This window comes from Tunturiibacter lichenicola (assembly GCF_051013355.1).
GTDB lineage: Bacteria > Acidobacteriota > Terriglobia > Terriglobales > Acidobacteriaceae > Edaphobacter > Edaphobacter lichenicola_F.
Window position 1 is genome coordinate 464,826 of the sequence record NZ_CP132944.1, and the last position, 17,624, is coordinate 482,449.

Consider the following 17,624-nt stretch of genomic DNA (forward strand, 5'->3'; position numbering starts at 1 on the left):
TTTATCTCTTCAGCCGCGTTTTATATATCGCGACGCTGTCCTGAATATCTGCACAAACCCCGCTGCCGCCCCCAACAGGATCCCCACAATCGCGATCCAGCTCTGATGAAAGTGATGGTCCAGCCAACTCCCCCCCAACCAGCCAATCACGCACCCAGCCGGTAGCGCAAGCGCCAACTGAATCATCGACTCGGCCTTCACCAGGTCTCCGAGCGCACCCTTCCCCCCGCCACCAGATGCGTTACCGTTGTTCCCTGCTCCATCGTCCGCCATAGAAGGACTATTACACCACGCATACCCTTCAAAGGGCATATTTGTCTCGCCAGAGATCTGCCAACACCTCGCTATACTGAGATGTCAGCAACATCCAGCCAAAGGATCCATAGTGTACGAGTCGGAGTTCGAAAAAAATCTCTACCAGCAGCGCCGTGACAAGCTTCAGCAGATAGCCGCCCTCGGTCAGCTCGACGGCCTCAGCTATGCGCAGGCAACCTACCCCAATAGCTACGCCGCCAGCCACACCATTCCAGAGCTCCGCGCTGCCTATAACGACTTCACCGCTGAGCAGCTTGACGCGAATCCTATCCGCGTCAGTATCGCCGGCCGCATCATGGCCATCCGCGTCCAGGGTAAAGCTGGTTTCGCGCAGCTCCAGCAGGGTGGTCAACGCTTCCAGATCTACGTTCGCAAGGACGACGTCGGAGAAAACGCCTTCGCTATCTACAAGCTCCTCGACTTGGGCGACCACATTGGTGTCCATGGCCATCTCTTCCGCACACGAACCGGCGAGCTCACCGTCCACGTCGGCAGCTTCGACAACCTGCCCGCCCTGACATTCCTTGCCAAGGCGATGCTAGCGCTACCAGACAAATACCACGGACTCGAAGACACCGAGCTTCGCTATCGCCAGCGTTATGTCGATCTCTTCATGAACACAGGCGCTGCCAAAGCCGCTGCAACAGAACCTGGTGATGGATCACAGCCTGCTCCCGCAGCCGCCGAACCTGAAACCCCCAATGTCCGCGAGGTCTTCGTCAAGCGCGCTGCCATCCTTCGAGCCATCCGCAAATTCTTTGATCGTCGCGAGTATCTCGAAGTCGAAACTCCCATGATGCACCAGATCGCGGGAGGGGCCGCGGCGCAACCGTTTATCACGCACCACAATGCGCTCGATCTCGATCTCTTTCTCCGCATCGCACCCGAACTCTATCTGAAGCGGCTAGTTGTCGGCGGCCTCGATCGCGTCTACGAGATCAACCGTAACTTCCGTAACGAAGGCATCAGCACACGTCACAACCCCGAGTTCACCATGCTCGAGTTCTACCAGGCGTACGCTAACTATCACGATCTGATGAAGCTCACTGAGGAGCTTGTAACCTTCGTCGCTACAGAAGTGAATGGTTCTCTTCAGACCGCCTTTAACGGCCATGAAATCGATCTGAGTAAGTGGACGAGGCTTTCCATGCGCGAGGCCATCATCAAATGGTGGCCGAAAAATGCGCCGATTCAGCCCACAATGGACGATTTTTCTTCAGAGTCCAAATTTAGGACCTTGCTAACCGAAGGAGAAAAGCTGGCTTCACCAGAAGTCGCAGATGGGCGAGTACTCAATGAACTGGGCGGCGATTGCCACTTCGTTCTCTTTGAACTTATGGAAAAACTCAGTGTTCCTTACGGCAAAGCGATCTCGGACTTCTTCGAGTTGAGAGCTGAGTCGATCAAGTCCGCATCGAAGTGGAGCGACGAATGGGAAGAGCCATTGATTCAACCCACGATCATCTATGACTTCCCGCTCGCCGTTAGTCCCTTGTCCAAGAAAAAGCCCGACGAACCTAACTGGGTCGAACGCTTCGAGTTTTACATTGGCGGCTTTGAAGTCGGTAATGCCTTCTCCGAGCTCAACGACCCCGACGACCAACGCGCACGGTTCGAACAACAGATGACGGAGAAGGAACGCGGTGACAACGAGGCCCATCAGATGGATGAAGACTACGTTCGCGCCCTCGGCTATGGCCTCCCACCCACCGCTGGCGAAGGCATCGGTATCGACCGTCTCACCATGCTCCTGACCAACTCCAAATCCATTCGCGATGTCATCCTCTTTCCTCTCCTCCGCCCTCTAGCGGAAGCCCAGACCAAACAAGTCACTGCTCTGGAAGCCAAACATGGAGAGTCGGCAGAATAGCCCGATAGGGGCTGCGTTGCCCGTCGCGCGGCCCCAAACGAGTTATCCTTATACCGTGGCTACCTCCGCAACAACCGATAACGTACTTGCGACAGCGAAGCCCCACTCCCTGCTCGCTGACTACGCCACGCTCTTCAAAGTCCGCATCTCCACTATGGTCATCATCACCGCGGGAGCCGGTTTTTATCTCGGCTGTCTTCGCAGCGGCATCAGCCCATTCCAGATCGACGGACTTAAGGCTCTCGTCGCCATCGCCGTCGTCACCTGCGGCTCCAGTGCGCTCAATCAGGCTCTCGAACGGAAGTCTGACGCGCTGATGAACCGCACCTTTGACCGTCCCATGGCCGCCGGACGCATCTCTCTCTCACACGGTCTCATTCTTGGTTTCGCAGCAACCTTTCTCGGCTCCGCTTACCTTGCCTTTACAACCAACCTTCTCACCGGAACTCTCACTCTGCTCACCGCAGTCGGCTACGTTGCAATCTACACTCCGCTCAAGCGCGTCACCACCATCAATACCTTCATCGGAGCCTTTCCCGGAGCGCTTCCGCCCCTCATAGGCTGGACCGCAGCCCGCGGCATGATCGAGTGGCCCGGCGTCGCTCTCTTCGCCATCCTCTTCGTCTGGCAGTTCCCACACTTCATGGCCATCGGCTGGATGTATCGAGAAGACTACGCGCGCGCCGGTATTCGGCTCACAACAAACCTTCCTAACACTCAGTACGCCGCGCAGAGCACAGCCATACAAGCGCTCTTCTACGCAGCCCTCATGATTCCGGTTAGCCTTTGGCCAGCTGTACTCCACTCCACCGGCTACGTCTACGCTACCGTTGCGACTGTCCTTGGCCTCGGCTACCTTTGGTACACCATCCGCTTTGCGCGAATCACACGCGACCCAGTGTCCGATGCATCCCTCCTTGTAGCTCGCAATCTCCTTCGTTTTTCCGTTATTTATCTTCCGCTCCTCCTAGCCGCCATGATGCTTGACGCCAAAGGACGCCTCATCTTTTAGACCAATGCACTCATCCACGAACCAGGTCAACCCGAACTACCGGACCCCATCCTCAGTCATTGCCTCGATCATCGCCGTCAGCGCTGTCGCATCACTATTCCTCGCATGGTTGGTCTACTATCATCCACCGGTCGACGTCGCGGGCACTCATCTGGCATTTCTCCCAGCGCTCGACGCGGTCCTCAACGCCCTATGCGCCATCTTCCTCGTCATTGGGTATCGCTACATCCGTCACCGCCAGGTGACAGCGCATCGCAACAGCATGTTCGGCGCTTTCATCGTATCGAGCGTCTTTCTCGTCGCCTATATTGCCAACCACGTCCTCCATGGCGACATGCTCTTTCCGAAGGCCTACCCAACGGCACGCTTCATCTACCTGTGGATTCTGCTCACGCCGCATATCCTCCTCGCGATCATCTGCCTGCCGATGATTCTCATTACCTTCTTTCTCTCTCTCACCGGACGATTCCCGGCACATCGCCGCCTCGCGCGCTGGACCTACCCCATCTGGCTCTACGTCTCCGTCTCCGGTGTCATTGTCTACGCGATGCTCGCAGCCTACCGCTAATCAGTCTTTGAACTCTCAAGCCACCACCGCCCCTATGCAGCCAGACACCCGCAAGCTCCTCCGTACCGGCCTCTTGATCTTCGGCACCGGAGCCGTCGCTGCCGCGCTCATATTCACCAGCTTCGGCGGTATCACCCGTCACCAGGGCCCGCACACCAATCTTGGCTGGCTTTCGCTGATGCTCGCCATGGGGTGCCTTCCCACCGGCTTCCTCACTCTGCTTCTCGCAGCGCTCAAACTGATCGGCGACCGCCGCCGCTAGTTCCCTGGGCGACCCGCCTTCGCACAGCGTCCCATCTGCTATCCTCAACGTTGCAAACCTGCATCGACCGGAGCATTTCACATGGCAAAAGGCGTCAACAAAGTCTTCCTTCTCGGCAACGTCGGCAAAGATCCCGAGATTCGTTCCACCGCCGGCGGCATGACCGTCGCCAGCTTTTCTCTCGCCACAGCCGATCGGCAGAAGGACGCTCACGGAAACTGGGCCGACAAGACCGAATGGCACAATATCGTCTGCTTCCAGCGCACCGCTGAGGTCGTCCGCGACTACGTCAAGAAGGGATCACAGCTTCTCATCGAAGGCAAGATCCAGACTCGCTCCTGGGACGACAAGACCAGCGGCGAAAAGAAGTACAAGACAGAGATCCTCTGCAACGAGCTCACGCTTCTTGGCGGAAAATCCGACGGCAGCGGCACAACCACCGGCGGCTACTCAAAATCCAACACTGCCAGCTTCGATCAACGCACCCCAGCCAGCCAACCAGACTACGCTGACGTAGGCATCACCGACGACGACATCCCATTCTGAGGTTTACCTGGGTTGATTCGCCAACAACTCTAAAAACTAGATACCTCGCCGCCGCCGTAGCTGTGGGAAAGTGGGCAACGCGCAGCGTTTTCCAAGCGATGTGGGAAAGTCGTTTCGTGACTTTTCCATATCGCGACTTTTCCACAGCTACTTCGCCGTTATGGGCGATTGCGGAGACCGTTACGCAGCGCCCAAGACGTTGAATGGACCATGTAAATCTTTATTTTTCTTTGATTTACGTTCGCGATCACTTCCGTCACCGGCGAACGTGCGCTTCAGTCCTCAACCGACGTCATGCTCGGGCTGGACCCAGATCAAAGGCCGGCCGTATTTCGTACGGCAGATGAAAAACATGAAGGCATCCATCCCCATCGAATGGCTCTCCGGCGATGCCTTTAACTTCTACGTGTGGGCTTGTGGTGCAATTCTGGCACGGGCTCACGCTCGCACTACCGATATCGCACTCATTGCTGGCTACTGCGGGAAAGCCTCAGTCCTGGGTGAGGCTCTCATCGAGTGGGCCGAACGCTACGGCGACCAGACCGAACTCGATCACGCAGCCCTCGTAGAGGCTGTGAAATATGACAGGCAGGTGCAGGCGATGATGGGGAAATGATAAAAAAGAGCGGGCTTCTCAACATGGCCAATGCTAACGAAGCCGGAGGAGTTATGAATCAGGTTGACAATCCATCGCGACCGTTTCTCCTTATGGAGGGCGGTCCATTCTTCAATCTTCAGAAACGCCTCGGCCTCATCAAGCAGAACAGCAATCTGATTAAGAGAAGAGCATTGCTGGCCGCACTGATGACATGGTTACCGCTGCTTCTATTGGCGGCATTGCAGCACCGCGCATTCGGACATCTTGTACCTGTTCCTTTCGTGCGCGACTTCAGCACCTATACTCGATTTCTTCTCGCGATCCCACTACTCATCCTTGCGGAAAACATTCTTGGGCCGAGAATCGCAAGCGCGGCTGCGCACTTTGTCAGTTCGCGTCTTGTACTTGAGAAGGACTATCGACGTTTCGACCAGTTCATAGCAGCAGGTCTTCACTCTAGAGATTCCATTATTGCGGAAGTTGTATGTGTGGCCCTTGCCTATTGCCTCTCGATCGTTGCATTCAGAATGACCGCAGTCCATGTAGACACGTGGTATGCCTCTCGCACAGATGATGGCATGACGCTTACTTGGGCTGGTTGGTGGCTCGTAGGATTCTGTATACCGCTCTTTCAATTTCTGGTCTTGCGGTGGCTCTGGAGACTCTTTCTCTGGTTTCAGTTTCTTGCGCGCGTTCGCAGTCTTGATTTGCAACTGTTTCCGACGCATCCGGACGAGGCTGGCGGTTTGGGCTTTATCGGAGAAGCACAGCGCTTCTTTGGCATTCTGCTCTTCGCCTTTTCCGCCGCATCCGCAGGTGTTCTCGCAAATGACATTGTGTACGACAAGATTCCGCTGCAAAATTTTGTGACCGCAATCGTTGCCTACGCTATTGCGATCTTGATAATTTTTGCTGGCCCCCTCGTTGTGTTTTCCGGGACACTTCGCCGAGTAAAACGTCATGGTCTTCATCAATACGGAAAATTGGCAACGGAATATACGAGTGCATTTCACAAGAGATGGATTGAAGGTGAAAACCCGAACCACGAAGCCTTATTGGGTACTGGAGACATCCAATCGCTTGCAGATCTCGGTACTAGCTTCAGCATTGTTGAAAAGATGAAGCCACTTCCGATCGATCCTCTCGACCTACTTCATCTCGTCCTGGCAAGCCTCCTTCCCATTACCCCGCTTCTGCTAACAGTCATGCCTCTCAAAGATCTTTTGAAGCTCTTACTCAAGGTGGTGGCCTAAACGCCACGTTCGGGCGGTCGTCGCGACCCGCGATCACGTAAAACGCTCAATCCAGGCTTCATACCACAGCGAAAGATTCTTTTCAGCCGGGATTCTGCACGAATCCTTTCACATCGACGATGCTCTTTTGGAGGCTCCTCGTCTATGGCGCGATCTCGACAATCCTGCCGTCGTTTCTTCTTCCGCAGCTCGCAGTGACAGAACTCCCTGGCGCGACCGAGCCGGACCTAAGGTTGTTCCACCGATTTGTAGAAACAGGACTAAAGTCGGGTTTCAGCAAATACATTTGTTCACCCGTCGCAGAAGGAGACCCTTCAGGTACATGAACTCCGACAACTTGCGTGGCAGTCGGACGGAACTGGTGATAGAAACTTGCTGTAACTTGGTTGTCCAGGCCCTCATGTGGGCGCTCGTTATTGAACACCTAGCGAAAGTTATCGAAGCGGCTTTGCTGTGCGCGAAGGGCTCCAGCCCTAATATTGAAAGCAGAGACAAGAATGTTGAAGCAATCAATGCACAAATTTGAGGTCTCGACGCGTGGCCAAGGGCTCTATGAGGTCACCTCGACCATCAGCGACTGGACAGAACACCAGAAGATGCTAGCTGGCCTTCTTACAGTGTTTTGCCGACATACCTCGGCTTCACTCTTAATTCAGGAGAATGCCGATCCTTCTGTACGCGGCGACATCGAGGCATATTTCGACCGTCTCGTACCGGAGGATGGGCCCTACGATCATAATGCCGAAGGACCTGACGATATGCCCGCTCATCTGAAAACGGCACTGACCCAGGTACAACTCTCGATACCGGTCATGAATCGCAGTCTCGTGTTGGGCACTTGGCAGGGCATCTATCTTTTTGAGCACAGGGTACGCCCTCATCGACGAGAGATAGTGCTGCACTTAATCGGAGATTAGCCTGCTCCCTCCCATCCAGATCTGCTGATGAGTAGGCTCGAGCACGAGGTGACGCAAGTCTTCTCGCTAACTCCACAAGCCGACTTGCCGTTGCCGATCCTTCTCATCTCGCGTATCAGGCCGGGATGAACAGCCATCCCGGCTTAAGGTTCTACCGATCCATATGCTCCAGAATTGGCGCGAGTAGATATGCAACGAAAAAGCCTCCACTCCAGATGAGGGCTGAACCCCAAAGAACGACTCTGCTCAGTTTGCTAACTTCACCGCATGTTGTTGGATCGTCTGCCGCACAGACGTCGCCGCGCTGAAGACGTGGTGCTACAACGTATGTCATCACAAAGCTCGCCGCGATCAGCGTTCCGGCGACACTGAAAGTCCATATCTTGTGACGGGACAAGCTCACAAGCCACGGCGCTGCAGATAGCAAGGAAGCAACCGCTGTGCCCATGCCGAGCAACACCAAAACGGATGGCAGAGCACAGCAGATGAGTGTGCTGAACGAACTGAACAGGGAGAAGTAGTTGAGCAGGGCCGCACGTCTGGCCCTTTGCTCTGGAGCGAGAGGAAGAGGCGTCAAGTTCATCGGACCTCCGTGATCGTCTTGTATCGCAGTGTGTCGGAGAGTTTCCCTTTAGGAGCCTGTGGAAGGACACCACTGACAGTCACGGTCTTGCCGAGCAAAGACACAACATCCAGACTGGCAGCCGTTGGAAACAGGGTATAACGATCCTGGGTGCCAGAGACTTCGAGAACCGGTGCGTTCGCCGTTCCTGTCAGCTTGCCCTTAACGATGATGTCCGCATCTTTGTGAGTGAATCCGTTTTTCTCTACCGCCTGGTTGAACTGCGCCATCGAAGCGCCGTTGCCAGGGACCAGTTTGATCGTGACAAGGCCGGTGTTGAGGTCGACATCGACCGAATTGACGCCCTCGATGCCTTTCATCGAGACACGGATTGCATGGGCACAGGGGGCGCAGTCCATCCCAAAGACCGTAAGGTTGACCTGCTCATACTCCGCGTGTGCCGCGAGTGGGAGCAAAGCAAAGAACACTACTGTAATCATCTTTTTCATAATGCTTCCTTTCAATGGGAGCTCGTGTGTGAGGAGTATTTGAGGTAGCTGAAGTTGATGGCGAAGCGAAGATGCTCCCGGCCGTAGATCGAGTCCGAAGCGTCGCGAAAGATGGGCCCCTGCACGCCGCCAGAGATGGCGACGTCTTTGAGGATCGCAAGAACGGAGGGTCCTAGCCAGACGGTTGTCGTGCTGCTGCCGGGCAGGATCGTGTCACTCTTCAGAACATTCCCGGTGTGCTCTCCGGTAAACTCTGCAAAGCCTCGATAGTCCCACTGGCCGTATCCGCGGCGAAGTTTGGCCGGACGATATCCATAGACTCCACTCCAGGAGATAGTGTCGGGACGGAGATCCTCCGAGGCCTCTGCAAACCTTGTATAGCCGATGCCGGCCCAGAGATACTGGCTCCTTGAAGCGAGGCCGGTCGCCAAAGTCCCGGCGACTCCCGGAGCGCGGTGGAGGCTCGCGAGTACACCAGAGTCCAGTTGCGGACCGGGAACGACAACGCCAAGTGACGCAGTCGATTCGATCCGCTTTCCGACGCTGTTGACCGAGTGGAAGAAACGCCACGAGGCACCCGCCGACCACTCGCTTCCAGACATGATGCGACTCTCAGGCAGCGATCCGCTGCCAAAGGTCGCGGGGAGAAAAGCGTTGATCGTCAGATGCGGAGTAAGACCGTATCCGACGCTGGAGCCGGTCGAAAGTTGCGTCCCTGGGAGCCGCTTCGACCAAAGATGCCGGTGTCGAAACTCAACTCGCGTTGCGAATTGACTGGGGTTGCATAACTGAAGACAGGGCCGTGGTCAGCAGCGAAGGCGATGCCTGACAGTGCAAACGCACATGCCAGAACCAGATAAAATTTCATAGATGCTCCTTTGTTTGAGCCAAATGAGGCGCACGCACACGTGAGGTGTGCAGGTCATCGGATCAAGGAGCGAATCAGATTCGGAGAACAGTTATTCTTGCGATGATTAAGCCTGGTGGCGAGTACGCATCGGCTATCTCGATAACGGAGGGCGGGACGCTCTGAGCCTGGAAGACAAACGGCTCAAGCCAATCCACGACCGCAAGATGAGAATCGATCACCGGAACGGAAGTTACAAGTTGAGGATGCTCGTCAGTCCGAACCTCGGTCCGGCAGCAGCCCATCTTCTCCATGCCGCCGCATCTGCCGTGCATAGCCTGGCAGCATGCACTCTCCTCCCGGCTCATCGGGCTGTCTGACATGCAGGCCAATAATGGCGCTGCCGTCAAGAGCAGGATGAAGATCGCGAAGATACTAGCCAAACGACGCATGCTTGTCCCAGTATATCCCTCAGCGAAGCGCACAGACATTGGCCTCAACAACGAGGCAGCGTAAGTAACGAGAAACGCTCTTGTGGTCAGTTGGATGAGAAGTCGGTCACTCGACTGATCTTCTGCGAGTACGTTACGGCTGCCAGCCTCCGCCGAGCGCCTGATACAACTGAACGTAGTTTTGCATCTCAGTATTCCAGGCAGCTGCCAGCGCCAGCTCTGAAGTAAAGAACTGCTGTTGAGTAACTAGCACTTCGAGGAAGCTCGTAACTCCGCCTGAATAACGTACGTTCGCAAGGCGCGCAGTCTCTAGGTAGGTATTTGTCTGCTCTTCGATCTTCATCCGAAAGAGTCGCGACTGGTTGTAACCGACAAGGCTGTTGGCTACATCGCCAAAGGCGTTCAGCGCTGTCTGTTTATAGGTCAACTCAGACTCATTACGCTGTGCCCAGGCAAGCTTGTAAGCACTCGTGATCGCGCCACCGGCATACAGCGGCTGTAACACCTCTCCACCCACCGACCACAACGTTGCTGGTCCTTGAAGGAAGCTGGTCAGGGCAGTGCTTGCCGCACCAAACTGACCTGTCAAAGATATCTGTGGGAAGTAGGCCGCCTTAGCCACACCCACGTTTGCATTTGCCGCAACTAAAAGTTCTTCACTCTGCCGGACATCGGGCCGGCGTTCAAGCAGGGCCGATGGAAGCCCGGTCGGAACAGTGGCCAGATGCGGTTGATCGACCAGAGCCAAGCCGCGAGCGATCGGCCCCGGGTTACGTCCCAGCAGAATGCTGATCTGGTTCTCAGTCTGAGCGATCGATTGTTGGCTGTTGATGACCTGCGCCTGAGCTTGTTGCAGCAGCAAGTCAGCCTGATACACATCGGTAATTGCAGCGTCGCCACCCGTGTATTTGATGGTGTTAAGCCGCACGATGTCGTTATCAGCAGCGACATTCTTCTGCGCATAGTCCAATTGATCGTCAAATTGCCGCAGCGCGAAGTAGGCGATCGCGATGTCAGAGATCAAGGTCGTTTGGACAACGTCTCGGCCATAGGTGGTCGCGAGCAACTGCGCACGCGCGGCCTCAGTCGCGCGCCGATACTTCCCCCAGAAGTCCACAATGTAATTGAGCGAGATGCCCAGCGAGTCGATGGTTGGCCCATTCAGAGCGAAAGAGTTGCGCTGATAATCCACGCCGCCTGAGGCAGAGAGATTGGGCAACTGGTTGGCACGTGTTATCCCCACCACCGCCTGCGCCTGCAGAATGCGCGAAGCAGCGATCTGCATGTCGTAGTTATTGGTCAGAGCTTCCTTGATGAGTGCTCGCAGCGCTTCGTCCTGGAAGACCGTCTCCCATTGCATCTCTGCAAATGGCTGTGCAGCAGGCTGGCCGGGCAGGTCAGGCGCAACGGCTCGGTATTGATCCGGAGTCACCACCACTGGGCGTTTGTAGTTTGGCCCTACTTTGCAACCGCTCAGCAGGAGAGCCAGCGCAAAGGCCGTGAGATTTCTCGTGCTGATCATGTCGTGGTCCCCTTCGAAGCGGACTCATCCTTCGCCTCGGGCGCCTTTTCCTTGCCGAAGAGGTTGCCGAAGCGTTCAATCACATCAAAGCTAACGGGAATAAAGAAGATCGCAAGCAGTGAAGCTGCCAGCATCCCGCCAATCACCACCGTACCAAGTACCTGTCTCGAGATGGCGCCCGCGCCCGAAGCTCGCCACAAAGGAACGCACCCAAGAATAAAGGCAAACGCGGTCATCAAGATCGGTCGAAGCCTCAGCTTTGCTCCGGAGAGCGCAGCATCGATCAACGATTTACCACCCTCGTACTCCGCCTTGGCAAACTCGACGATGAGAATAGCGTTCTTGGCAGACAATCCGATGAGCATCACGAGACCGATCTGCGCATAAACGTTATTGTCGAGCCGTCGCAGATAAAGTGCTGCAAAAGCACCAAAAACTGCGATCGGAACGCCGAGCAAAACGCTCAGCGGAAGCGTCCAGCTCTCATACTGAGCAGCCATGATCAGAAACACGATAAAGAAGGAGAGCCCAAAGACGACGATCGGCTTGACCCCCTGCGCGGCCTTGACCTCTTGAAACGACATGCCCGAATAGTCGAAACCCATCTGGCTGGGCATCGTCTTCTTGAATACATCTTGAAGCGCCGCAATCGCCTCAGTCGAGCTATACCCAGGCGCTGCGGAGCCGTTGATCTGCACGCATTGAAACTGGTTGTACTTCATGATGAACTCTGGCCCGCTTCGTGGGCCATTTCCCGTCAACGTGCTCAACGGCACCATCTGTTGGGTGGCGTTGGTCACATAAAACTTGCCCAGGTTGTCAACCGAAGTTCGATAGCTACTCTCTGCCTGGACATAGACCTGCCACTGCCGCCCGAATCGATTGAAGTAGTTCACGAGCGATCCGCCCATAAACGTCTGTAGTGTCTGGTAGACATTTGCCAGGCTTACCTGTTGCGTGAGCACCTTCTCCTGATCGACAGTGATTCCAACCTGTGGCACTCCAAACAACGCAGTGGTCATCACTCCAGCCAGCTCCGGCCGTTTGCGCGCCTCTGCCATAAATACCTCTGCATTTTTTGCAAGAAACTCAATTGGGCTTCCGGATCGGTCTTCAAGAATGAAAGTGAATCCGCCCGATGTTCCCACGCCCGGGATAGCCGGGGGCGGGAAAGCAAAAGCGATTCCCGCTGTAACTCTGGAGAGCGCACCCATCAAGTGTCGTTTGATTCCGAGGTAGCTCTCCTCGACAGTTTTGCGCTCGTCCCAATTTTTGAAAGAGACAAAGAAAAAGGAGCTGTACGTAGTATTCACGCCGCTCAGCATGCTGTAGCCGATGACCGTGCTGACATATTGCACGCCCGGCGTATCCATCATGATCTTCTCGACGACCTTCGACGCGTTTGAGGTACGTTCCAGCGACGATGCGTTCGGCAACTGCAACCCGCCATACATGTAGCCTTGATCTTCATCAGGAAGAAAGCCCCCCGGTGTCTTGTTTCCGAAATATCCGGCACCTACTGTGAACACCAGCAACAGTAGAAAAGCGAACCCCGCTTTATGAATGAAGTGCCTACAAGCGCTAACGTATCCATCAGTCACTCTGCCGAAGACGCGATTGAACCAGCGAAAGAAAGCTCCCAGCGGGCCGCGAGATTCTTTCCGTGGTCGCAGCAACATGGCCGAGAGAGCAGGGCTCAGCGTCAACGCATTAAACGCTGAGAACGCGACGGACACTGCAATGGTTACGGCAAACTGTTGATAGAGTCGTCCTGTGATTCCAGGAATGAACGCAGTCGGAATAAACACCGCGCCCAATATCAATGCAATCGCAACCACCGGGCCGCCTACCTCTTCCATCGCCTTGATGGTCGCGTCATGCGGAGTCATACCGTGCTCGATATGATGTTCGACGGCTTCGACAACGACGATCGCATCATCGACCACCAGCCCGATCGCCAACACCAGCCCGAAGAGCGAAAGCGTGTTGATAGAAAAACCCAGCAACGGAAAGATCATGAACGTTCCGACAAGCGAGACCGGAACTGCAAGCAAGGGAATCAGCGTAGCTCTCCACCCTTGCAGGAAGATGTAGACCACGATGATGACTAGCACCAGCGCTTCGAAGAGCGTGTGTTCAATCTCCTTGATACCGGCTGTAACTGCGAGCGTCGTGTCGAGTGCCACGATGTAATCAAGATCTTGTGGGAAGCGGGTCTTCGATTCCTGCATCAGCGCCCTGACTCCGGCGGCAGTCGCAACCGCATTCGCACCGGGAGCCTGGTAGATAGCAACCAGCGCTGCAGGCTTGCCGTTCAAACGGCCAATCATGTTGTAGTTCTGCGCGCCCAACTCCACTCGCGCTACATCCTTCAGGCGCAGAATGCCCTCACCTGACTTCGCCCGCACAATAATCTCGCCAAACTCCTCTGCAGAAGGAAGACGCCCCGGAGCACGCACCGTATAGGTGAACTGCTGTCCCAGCGGAGCAGGATTACCGCCGATCTGGCCCGCAGGGTTCACATTGTTCTGAGCTTGAATTGCGTTGATAATCTCCGGAACCGTGATGTTCAGGCTCGCCAGTTTATCCGGATCGACCCAGCATCGCATCGCGTACTGACCAGCTCCAAACACCGATACCGAAGCGACGCCCGGTACCCTCGTCAGTGCATCGTTCAAATTGATCGTGGCATAGTTCGCCAGAAAGATGTTGTCATAGCTGTTGTTGGGCGACGTAAGATCGATCAGCATCAACGGCGCCGCCGTCGACTTCTGTACCGTGATCCCTTGGTTGATCACCGCGCTTGGCAACTGCGAGTTCGCCTGCGACGCGCGCATCTGGGTCAGAATCTGATCAGTGCTGGCGACAGTATCGATGTTAAAGTCCACCGTCAATGTCATCTGACCGTTGCTGGCGTTCAGCGAATACATATAGTTCATGTTGTCGACGCCCGACATCTGCTGCTCAATCGGCGTCGCCACCGATTGCGCGACAGTCTGAGCATCTGCACCCGTATAGTTGCCGATAACCTGGATCTGCGGGTCCGCAATGTTCGGAAACTGCGAGGTCGGCAAGCTCAACATCGACACGATGCCTGCGAGAACCATCAGGATCGAGATAACAATCGCAACGATCGGCCTGTTGATAAAAAACTTGGACATAGTCAGTTGCCCTCGGGCACGGACGCAACGACATATGGTTTAGCACTGACGGGTGTACCTTCTCGCACCTTCATGAAGCCCTGAACGATGACCTTCTCTCCAGGCTTCAGCCCCTGCGTGATAATCCAGTTCGTCCCCACGCGATCGCCCACTTTGACCGGCCGAAACATCGCCTTGTTCTCCGGACTGACCACAACCACTTGATACATCGACTGCACTTCAATAACAGCTGCCTGCGGAACCAGCAGCGCACCTTTGGTCGTCCCGGTTTCAATGCGAACGTTGCCGAAACCGCCGGGACGAAGTATTCCCTCTTTGTTCGGAAAATCCGCTGCAAGCTGAATCGTCCCCGTCTGCGACGCAATCTCTCGACTGACCAGCATGATCTTGCCTCTCGCCGGAAAGGTATCTCCATTTGCCTGGATAAACTCGACCGGGAATGACGCTGACTGTCCTTTGCCGCCCCGGACCGCCCGTGAAATCAACTGCGCTCTGCCAAGGTAGTCGCTCTCACTGATGTTGAAGTATGCACGGATCGGATTGATATCCGAGACCGTCGTCATCTTGGTTGCAGTCCCCACAAGATCGCCAACGTTCGAGTTGGAAATACCCGCCAAGCCGTCTATGGGAGACAACACCTTCGTCCACGAAAGGTTCAACTCAGCCTGAACCATGTTTGCCTTCGCCGATTGAACCTGCGCCGTATTCGCCGCCAGAGTAGAGATGTCGGTGTCCAACTGTTTTTGTGGTATCGCGTGCTGCTCAGCGAGCGGTCGGTCACGCGTGACATTATTTTCCGCCTCCGACTGATTTGCCACAGCTACCGCTACCTGCGCCTTTGCCTCGTCAAGCGCGGCGATAAAAGGACGAGGATCGATCTCGTAAAGCAGTTGACCTTTGTGAACGAAGAACCCCTCGGTGTAGGCGCGCTTCAACAGATATCCCTGCACCTTCGGAGTGATATCCGCATTCACCTGCCCATTCAGTTGGGCTACCCACTGCTCATAGTTCGGAACATTCTGTTGCACGACGTTGGCAACTTCAACTTCCGGGGGCATGGGTGCTGGCGCAGCTTCCTTCTTCTCGCAACCGAGTCCCCCAAACAGCAGGATCGTACCCACAACGATCACGGCAACATCAGCGCTGAGCTTCGGTTTATCCGGCGAACAAGGTACGTCCGGATTGCTCCTCGGAAAAAGACTCCGAACTATAGATCGCACGTGCATTTTGTTCCCCCGACTAAAACAGGAGCCATATAGCTGATGAAGTATGTACTTGCCTTATATCTCACCTCGCTCTAAGGCACGACTAGCAATAGTGCTAGATTGCACCGCCTTTTATGCACCCAGTCGCCGTAACAGTATCCATTCGAGCCGAAACCATGTGATCTGAACTCATCAGACACGACATATTTCGTCAGTCTGACATAAGTTACGGCACAAATTCCGAACGCCGCGTTCGACATACATAAGTGATCGCGGTAAGAGAGTTCATGCAGGCCAGCTAGTAATCGCAATGTTGATTACTAAGGTGTCCTCCGCTTCACGCAAACACCTAAATTATGTAGTTACATGCAGCCAAATCGCAGTTAGACTGAAGCTTCTCTTGAATATCCGAAGTACCAGCTGAGTCTTTCGATTGTTGAGATTATGCCCCGATGAGCCAATCTGATTCTTGCGACAAAGACCACGCTCAATCGAGCTTACTGATTATCTCTTCTGTATGGTGGCCATCTTCTGCCAAGTTAGCCGTTGCGTTGGCCAACTATGGCTGCAAAGTCGAGGGCGTCTGTCCGCCGGACCATCCATTCTCCTTTGTCGACGGCATAACTAAAATCTATCCCTATCGTGGTCTGGATTCGCTGCAATCCCTCTACGACGCGATCTGTCAGAGCCAACCCTACCTCCTCATCCCGTGTGATGACGGCGTTGTATGGCAACTGCACGAGCTTCACCGAACCAGACCGGAGCTTAGACCGCTGATCGAGCGGTCCCTCGGCGCGCCTTCAGGATACGAACTCCTCTCCGGCCGCGCGGAGTTGCTGCAACTCGCGCAGGAGCTGCACATCCGAGTGCCCCGGACAACACAGGTCGCTAAGCCGGCTGACCTCGAAGAATACTTTTCCGCACCAGGCAGACCAGCCATTCTCAAACTCGACGGAACGAATGGTGGCAAAGGAGTACAGGTCGTACATTCACTCCAGGAGGCCAGGCGGGCGTTAACCATGATGCTTCGGCCGGCAACTCTTTTAACAGCCGTCGGACGCTGGCTTGTCATTCACGATGCGTTAGCACTCTGGAGCAGAACGAATCGACGACGCCCTGGTCTGGTACTGCAACAGTTCATCGCCGGTCGGCCAGCCAACACGATGATGGTCTGCCAAGACGGCAAAGTTCTCGCAATGGTAACGGTGGAGGTGTTGTGCGCACAGGGCTCAACCGGAGCTGCCATGGCGGTGCGTCTGATTGAAAACCAGGAGATCTGTACGGCAGCCGAACGGATCGCCGAGCGGCTCCAACTCTCAGGCTTTCACGGCCTCGACTTCGTCCTCGAGAGCGAGACTGGATACGCATACTTGATTGAGATGAATCCGCGTTGCACCCAGCTGGGACATCTTCCTCTTCCCCTTCAAGGTGATCTCGCTGGCATATTTTGCAGAGCGTTCACGGATGCCAATCCCCAACAGCAACAAAAGTCGTTCTGCGAGAACACAATTGTGTTCTTCCCCCAGGCGATCATGTCGAACGCAAAGTTCCCGTATCTACAGACCTCCTATGTTGATGTTCCGTGGGGCGAACCAAGACTGGTGCGCGAGCTCATGAACAGAGACTGGCGTGACCGCAGTTTTTTCGCCAGGCTTCATAACATGATCTGGCCCCCCGTTAGGGCGGCGGTAGATTTTGAAGCAATGGCGGGTCAAAGCGACCCGATCACAGAAATGCCGACGGTCGGTCCAAAAGGGCATTAACGTGCTCTCTAAATTACCGAACGGATTCATCGACATAGAGTTGGTGCGTGCTTCCGTTGGAAAAGACTCAAAGTCGACCCGGAAGATGTTTTGAATCATGCCCATTTGAAACGCTATGAACTCATGCTCGATTTTGCTCATCCGTTCATGCGGCAATTTATTGCAGGTATGTGAAAAAAAAAGTTCTCTCTGCAACTTCATCTCGAAATGTGTGTCTATGTGTTACACATCGATCGCAAGTCAAATTACCACCTGGGGCTCA

19 protein-coding genes are annotated in these 17,624 nt (G+C 55.0%); 10 read left to right on the plus strand and 9 right to left on the minus strand.

Translation table 11 applies throughout. The features are described 5' to 3' along the window. Positions 1 to 9 precede the first annotated feature (9 nt). On the minus strand, positions 10 to 312 hold the full coding sequence (locus tag RBB82_RS01940; RefSeq protein WP_433973432.1) for an AtpZ/AtpI family protein: 303 nt from the start codon (positions 310 to 312) through the stop codon (positions 10 to 12). A 73-nt stretch (positions 313 to 385) separates the two neighbouring features. On the opposite strand from RBB82_RS01940, the gene RBB82_RS01945 reads away from it, so the two are divergent. From RBB82_RS01945 to RBB82_RS01985, 9 genes are all read left to right on the plus strand, one after another. Beyond that, positions 386 to 2,185, plus strand: coding sequence for a lysine--tRNA ligase (locus RBB82_RS01945; protein ID WP_433973433.1), 1,800 nt, complete (start codon positions 386 to 388; stop codon positions 2,183 to 2,185). Further along, on the plus strand, positions 2,166 to 3,197 hold the full coding sequence (gene cyoE / locus RBB82_RS01950) for a heme o synthase (protein WP_433973434.1): 1,032 nt from the start codon (positions 2,166 to 2,168) through the stop codon (positions 3,195 to 3,197). The genes RBB82_RS01945 and cyoE overlap by 20 nt, the downstream gene beginning before the upstream one ends. Before the next feature lie 4 nt (positions 3,198 to 3,201). After that, entirely contained in the window at positions 3,202 to 3,765 is a 564-nt protein-coding gene (locus RBB82_RS01955; RefSeq protein WP_433973435.1) for a DUF420 domain-containing protein, read from the plus strand. 7 nt (positions 3,766 to 3,772) lie between these two features. Next, positions 3,773 to 4,027, plus strand: coding sequence for a hypothetical protein (locus tag RBB82_RS01960; protein ID WP_433973436.1), 255 nt, complete (start codon positions 3,773 to 3,775; stop codon positions 4,025 to 4,027). An 81-nt stretch (positions 4,028 to 4,108) separates the two neighbouring features. Beyond that, positions 4,109 to 4,573, plus strand: coding sequence for a single-stranded DNA-binding protein (locus RBB82_RS01965; RefSeq protein WP_433973437.1), 465 nt, complete (start codon positions 4,109 to 4,111; stop codon positions 4,571 to 4,573). A gap of 352 nt (positions 4,574 to 4,925) precedes the next feature. Beyond that, positions 4,926 to 5,189, plus strand: a complete 264-nt coding sequence (locus RBB82_RS01970) for a DUF2252 family protein (protein ID WP_433973438.1) — start codon at positions 4,926 to 4,928, stop codon at positions 5,187 to 5,189. Between the two features lie 53 nt (positions 5,190 to 5,242). Then, the gene (locus tag RBB82_RS01975) at positions 5,243 to 6,424 is read left to right on the plus strand and encodes a hypothetical protein (protein WP_433973439.1); all 1,182 of its coding nucleotides are present in this window, start codon (positions 5,243 to 5,245) and stop codon (positions 6,422 to 6,424) included. A gap of 322 nt (positions 6,425 to 6,746) precedes the next feature. Next, positions 6,747 to 6,950: a hypothetical protein gene (locus RBB82_RS01980; RefSeq protein ID WP_433973440.1), complete on the plus strand. Its 204-nt coding sequence runs from the start codon at positions 6,747 to 6,749 to the stop codon at positions 6,948 to 6,950. Beyond that, entirely contained in the window at positions 6,922 to 7,341 is a 420-nt protein-coding gene (locus RBB82_RS01985) for a secondary thiamine-phosphate synthase enzyme YjbQ (protein ID WP_433973441.1), read from the plus strand. The genes RBB82_RS01980 and RBB82_RS01985 overlap by 29 nt, the downstream gene beginning before the upstream one ends. 151 nt (positions 7,342 to 7,492) lie before the next feature. Here RBB82_RS01985 and RBB82_RS01990 read toward each other — a convergent pair whose 3' ends face one another. From RBB82_RS01990 to RBB82_RS02025, 8 genes are all read right to left on the minus strand, one after another. Next, positions 7,493 to 7,924, minus strand: coding sequence for a hypothetical protein (locus RBB82_RS01990; protein ID WP_433973442.1), 432 nt, complete (start codon positions 7,922 to 7,924; stop codon positions 7,493 to 7,495). Beyond that, a complete protein-coding gene (locus RBB82_RS01995) occupies positions 7,921 to 8,412 on the minus strand; it encodes a heavy-metal-associated domain-containing protein (RefSeq protein WP_433973443.1) in 492 nt (163 codons plus the stop codon). The genes RBB82_RS01990 and RBB82_RS01995 overlap by 4 nt, the downstream gene beginning before the upstream one ends. Before the next feature lie 11 nt (positions 8,413 to 8,423). Continuing rightward, positions 8,424 to 9,014 carry a hypothetical protein gene (locus RBB82_RS02000; RefSeq protein ID WP_433973444.1) on the minus strand — a complete coding sequence of 197 codons (591 nt, stop codon included), beginning with the start codon at positions 9,012 to 9,014 and terminating at the stop codon, positions 8,424 to 8,426. Between the two features lie 59 nt (positions 9,015 to 9,073). Then, entirely contained in the window at positions 9,074 to 9,280 is a 207-nt protein-coding gene (locus RBB82_RS02005; protein WP_433973445.1) for a hypothetical protein, read from the minus strand. A gap of 74 nt (positions 9,281 to 9,354) precedes the next feature. After that, on the minus strand, positions 9,355 to 9,711 hold the full coding sequence (locus RBB82_RS02010) for a hypothetical protein (RefSeq protein WP_433973446.1): 357 nt from the start codon (positions 9,709 to 9,711) through the stop codon (positions 9,355 to 9,357). 133 nt (positions 9,712 to 9,844) lie between these two features. Continuing rightward, positions 9,845 to 11,233: an efflux transporter outer membrane subunit gene (locus RBB82_RS02015; RefSeq protein ID WP_433973447.1), complete on the minus strand. Its 1,389-nt coding sequence runs from the start codon at positions 11,231 to 11,233 to the stop codon at positions 9,845 to 9,847. Continuing rightward, the gene (locus RBB82_RS02020; protein WP_433973448.1) at positions 11,230 to 14,394 is read right to left on the minus strand and encodes an efflux RND transporter permease subunit; all 3,165 of its coding nucleotides are present in this window, start codon (positions 14,392 to 14,394) and stop codon (positions 11,230 to 11,232) included. The genes RBB82_RS02015 and RBB82_RS02020 overlap by 4 nt, the downstream gene beginning before the upstream one ends. 2 nt (positions 14,395 to 14,396) lie before the next feature. Beyond that, complete coding sequence (locus tag RBB82_RS02025; protein WP_433973449.1) at positions 14,397 to 15,614, minus strand: efflux RND transporter periplasmic adaptor subunit; 1,218 nt, start codon at positions 15,612 to 15,614, stop codon at positions 14,397 to 14,399. A gap of 437 nt (positions 15,615 to 16,051) precedes the next feature. Between RBB82_RS02025 and RBB82_RS02030 the strand changes: the two genes are divergently transcribed. After that, entirely contained in the window at positions 16,052 to 17,362 is a 1,311-nt protein-coding gene (locus RBB82_RS02030) for an ATP-grasp domain-containing protein (protein WP_433973450.1), read from the plus strand. Positions 17,363 to 17,624 lie beyond the last annotated feature (262 nt).

Coding starts and splice junctions, on each gene's coding strand:
- RBB82_RS01940 (WP_433973432.1), bottom strand. CDS start 312: ATGCCCTTTGAAGGGTATGCGTGGTGTAATAGTCCTTCTATGGCGGAC.
- cyoE (WP_433973434.1), top strand. CDS start 2,166: ATGGAGAGTCGGCAGAATAGCCCGATAGGGGCTGCGTTGCCCGTCGCG.
- RBB82_RS01955 (WP_433973435.1), top strand. CDS start 3,202: ATGCACTCATCCACGAACCAGGTCAACCCGAACTACCGGACCCCATCC.
- RBB82_RS01965 (WP_433973437.1), top strand. CDS start 4,109: ATGGCAAAAGGCGTCAACAAAGTCTTCCTTCTCGGCAACGTCGGCAAA.
- RBB82_RS01970 (WP_433973438.1), top strand. CDS start 4,926: ATGAAGGCATCCATCCCCATCGAATGGCTCTCCGGCGATGCCTTTAAC.
- RBB82_RS01975 (WP_433973439.1), top strand. CDS start 5,243: ATGAATCAGGTTGACAATCCATCGCGACCGTTTCTCCTTATGGAGGGC.
- RBB82_RS01980 (WP_433973440.1), top strand. CDS start 6,747: ATGAACTCCGACAACTTGCGTGGCAGTCGGACGGAACTGGTGATAGAA.
- RBB82_RS01985 (WP_433973441.1), top strand. CDS start 6,922: ATGTTGAAGCAATCAATGCACAAATTTGAGGTCTCGACGCGTGGCCAA.
- RBB82_RS01990 (WP_433973442.1), bottom strand. CDS start 7,924: ATGAACTTGACGCCTCTTCCTCTCGCTCCAGAGCAAAGGGCCAGACGT.
- RBB82_RS01995 (WP_433973443.1), bottom strand. CDS start 8,412: ATGAAAAAGATGATTACAGTAGTGTTCTTTGCTTTGCTCCCACTCGCG.
- RBB82_RS02000 (WP_433973444.1), bottom strand. CDS start 9,014: ATGTCTGGAAGCGAGTGGTCGGCGGGTGCCTCGTGGCGTTTCTTCCAC.
- RBB82_RS02005 (WP_433973445.1), bottom strand. CDS start 9,280: ATGAAATTTTATCTGGTTCTGGCATGTGCGTTTGCACTGTCAGGCATC.
- RBB82_RS02010 (WP_433973446.1), bottom strand. CDS start 9,711: ATGCGTCGTTTGGCTAGTATCTTCGCGATCTTCATCCTGCTCTTGACG.
- RBB82_RS02015 (WP_433973447.1), bottom strand. CDS start 11,233: ATGATCAGCACGAGAAATCTCACGGCCTTTGCGCTGGCTCTCCTGCTG.
- RBB82_RS02020 (WP_433973448.1), bottom strand. CDS start 14,394: ATGTCCAAGTTTTTTATCAACAGGCCGATCGTTGCGATTGTTATCTCG.
- RBB82_RS02030 (WP_433973450.1), top strand. CDS start 16,052: ATGAGCCAATCTGATTCTTGCGACAAAGACCACGCTCAATCGAGCTTA.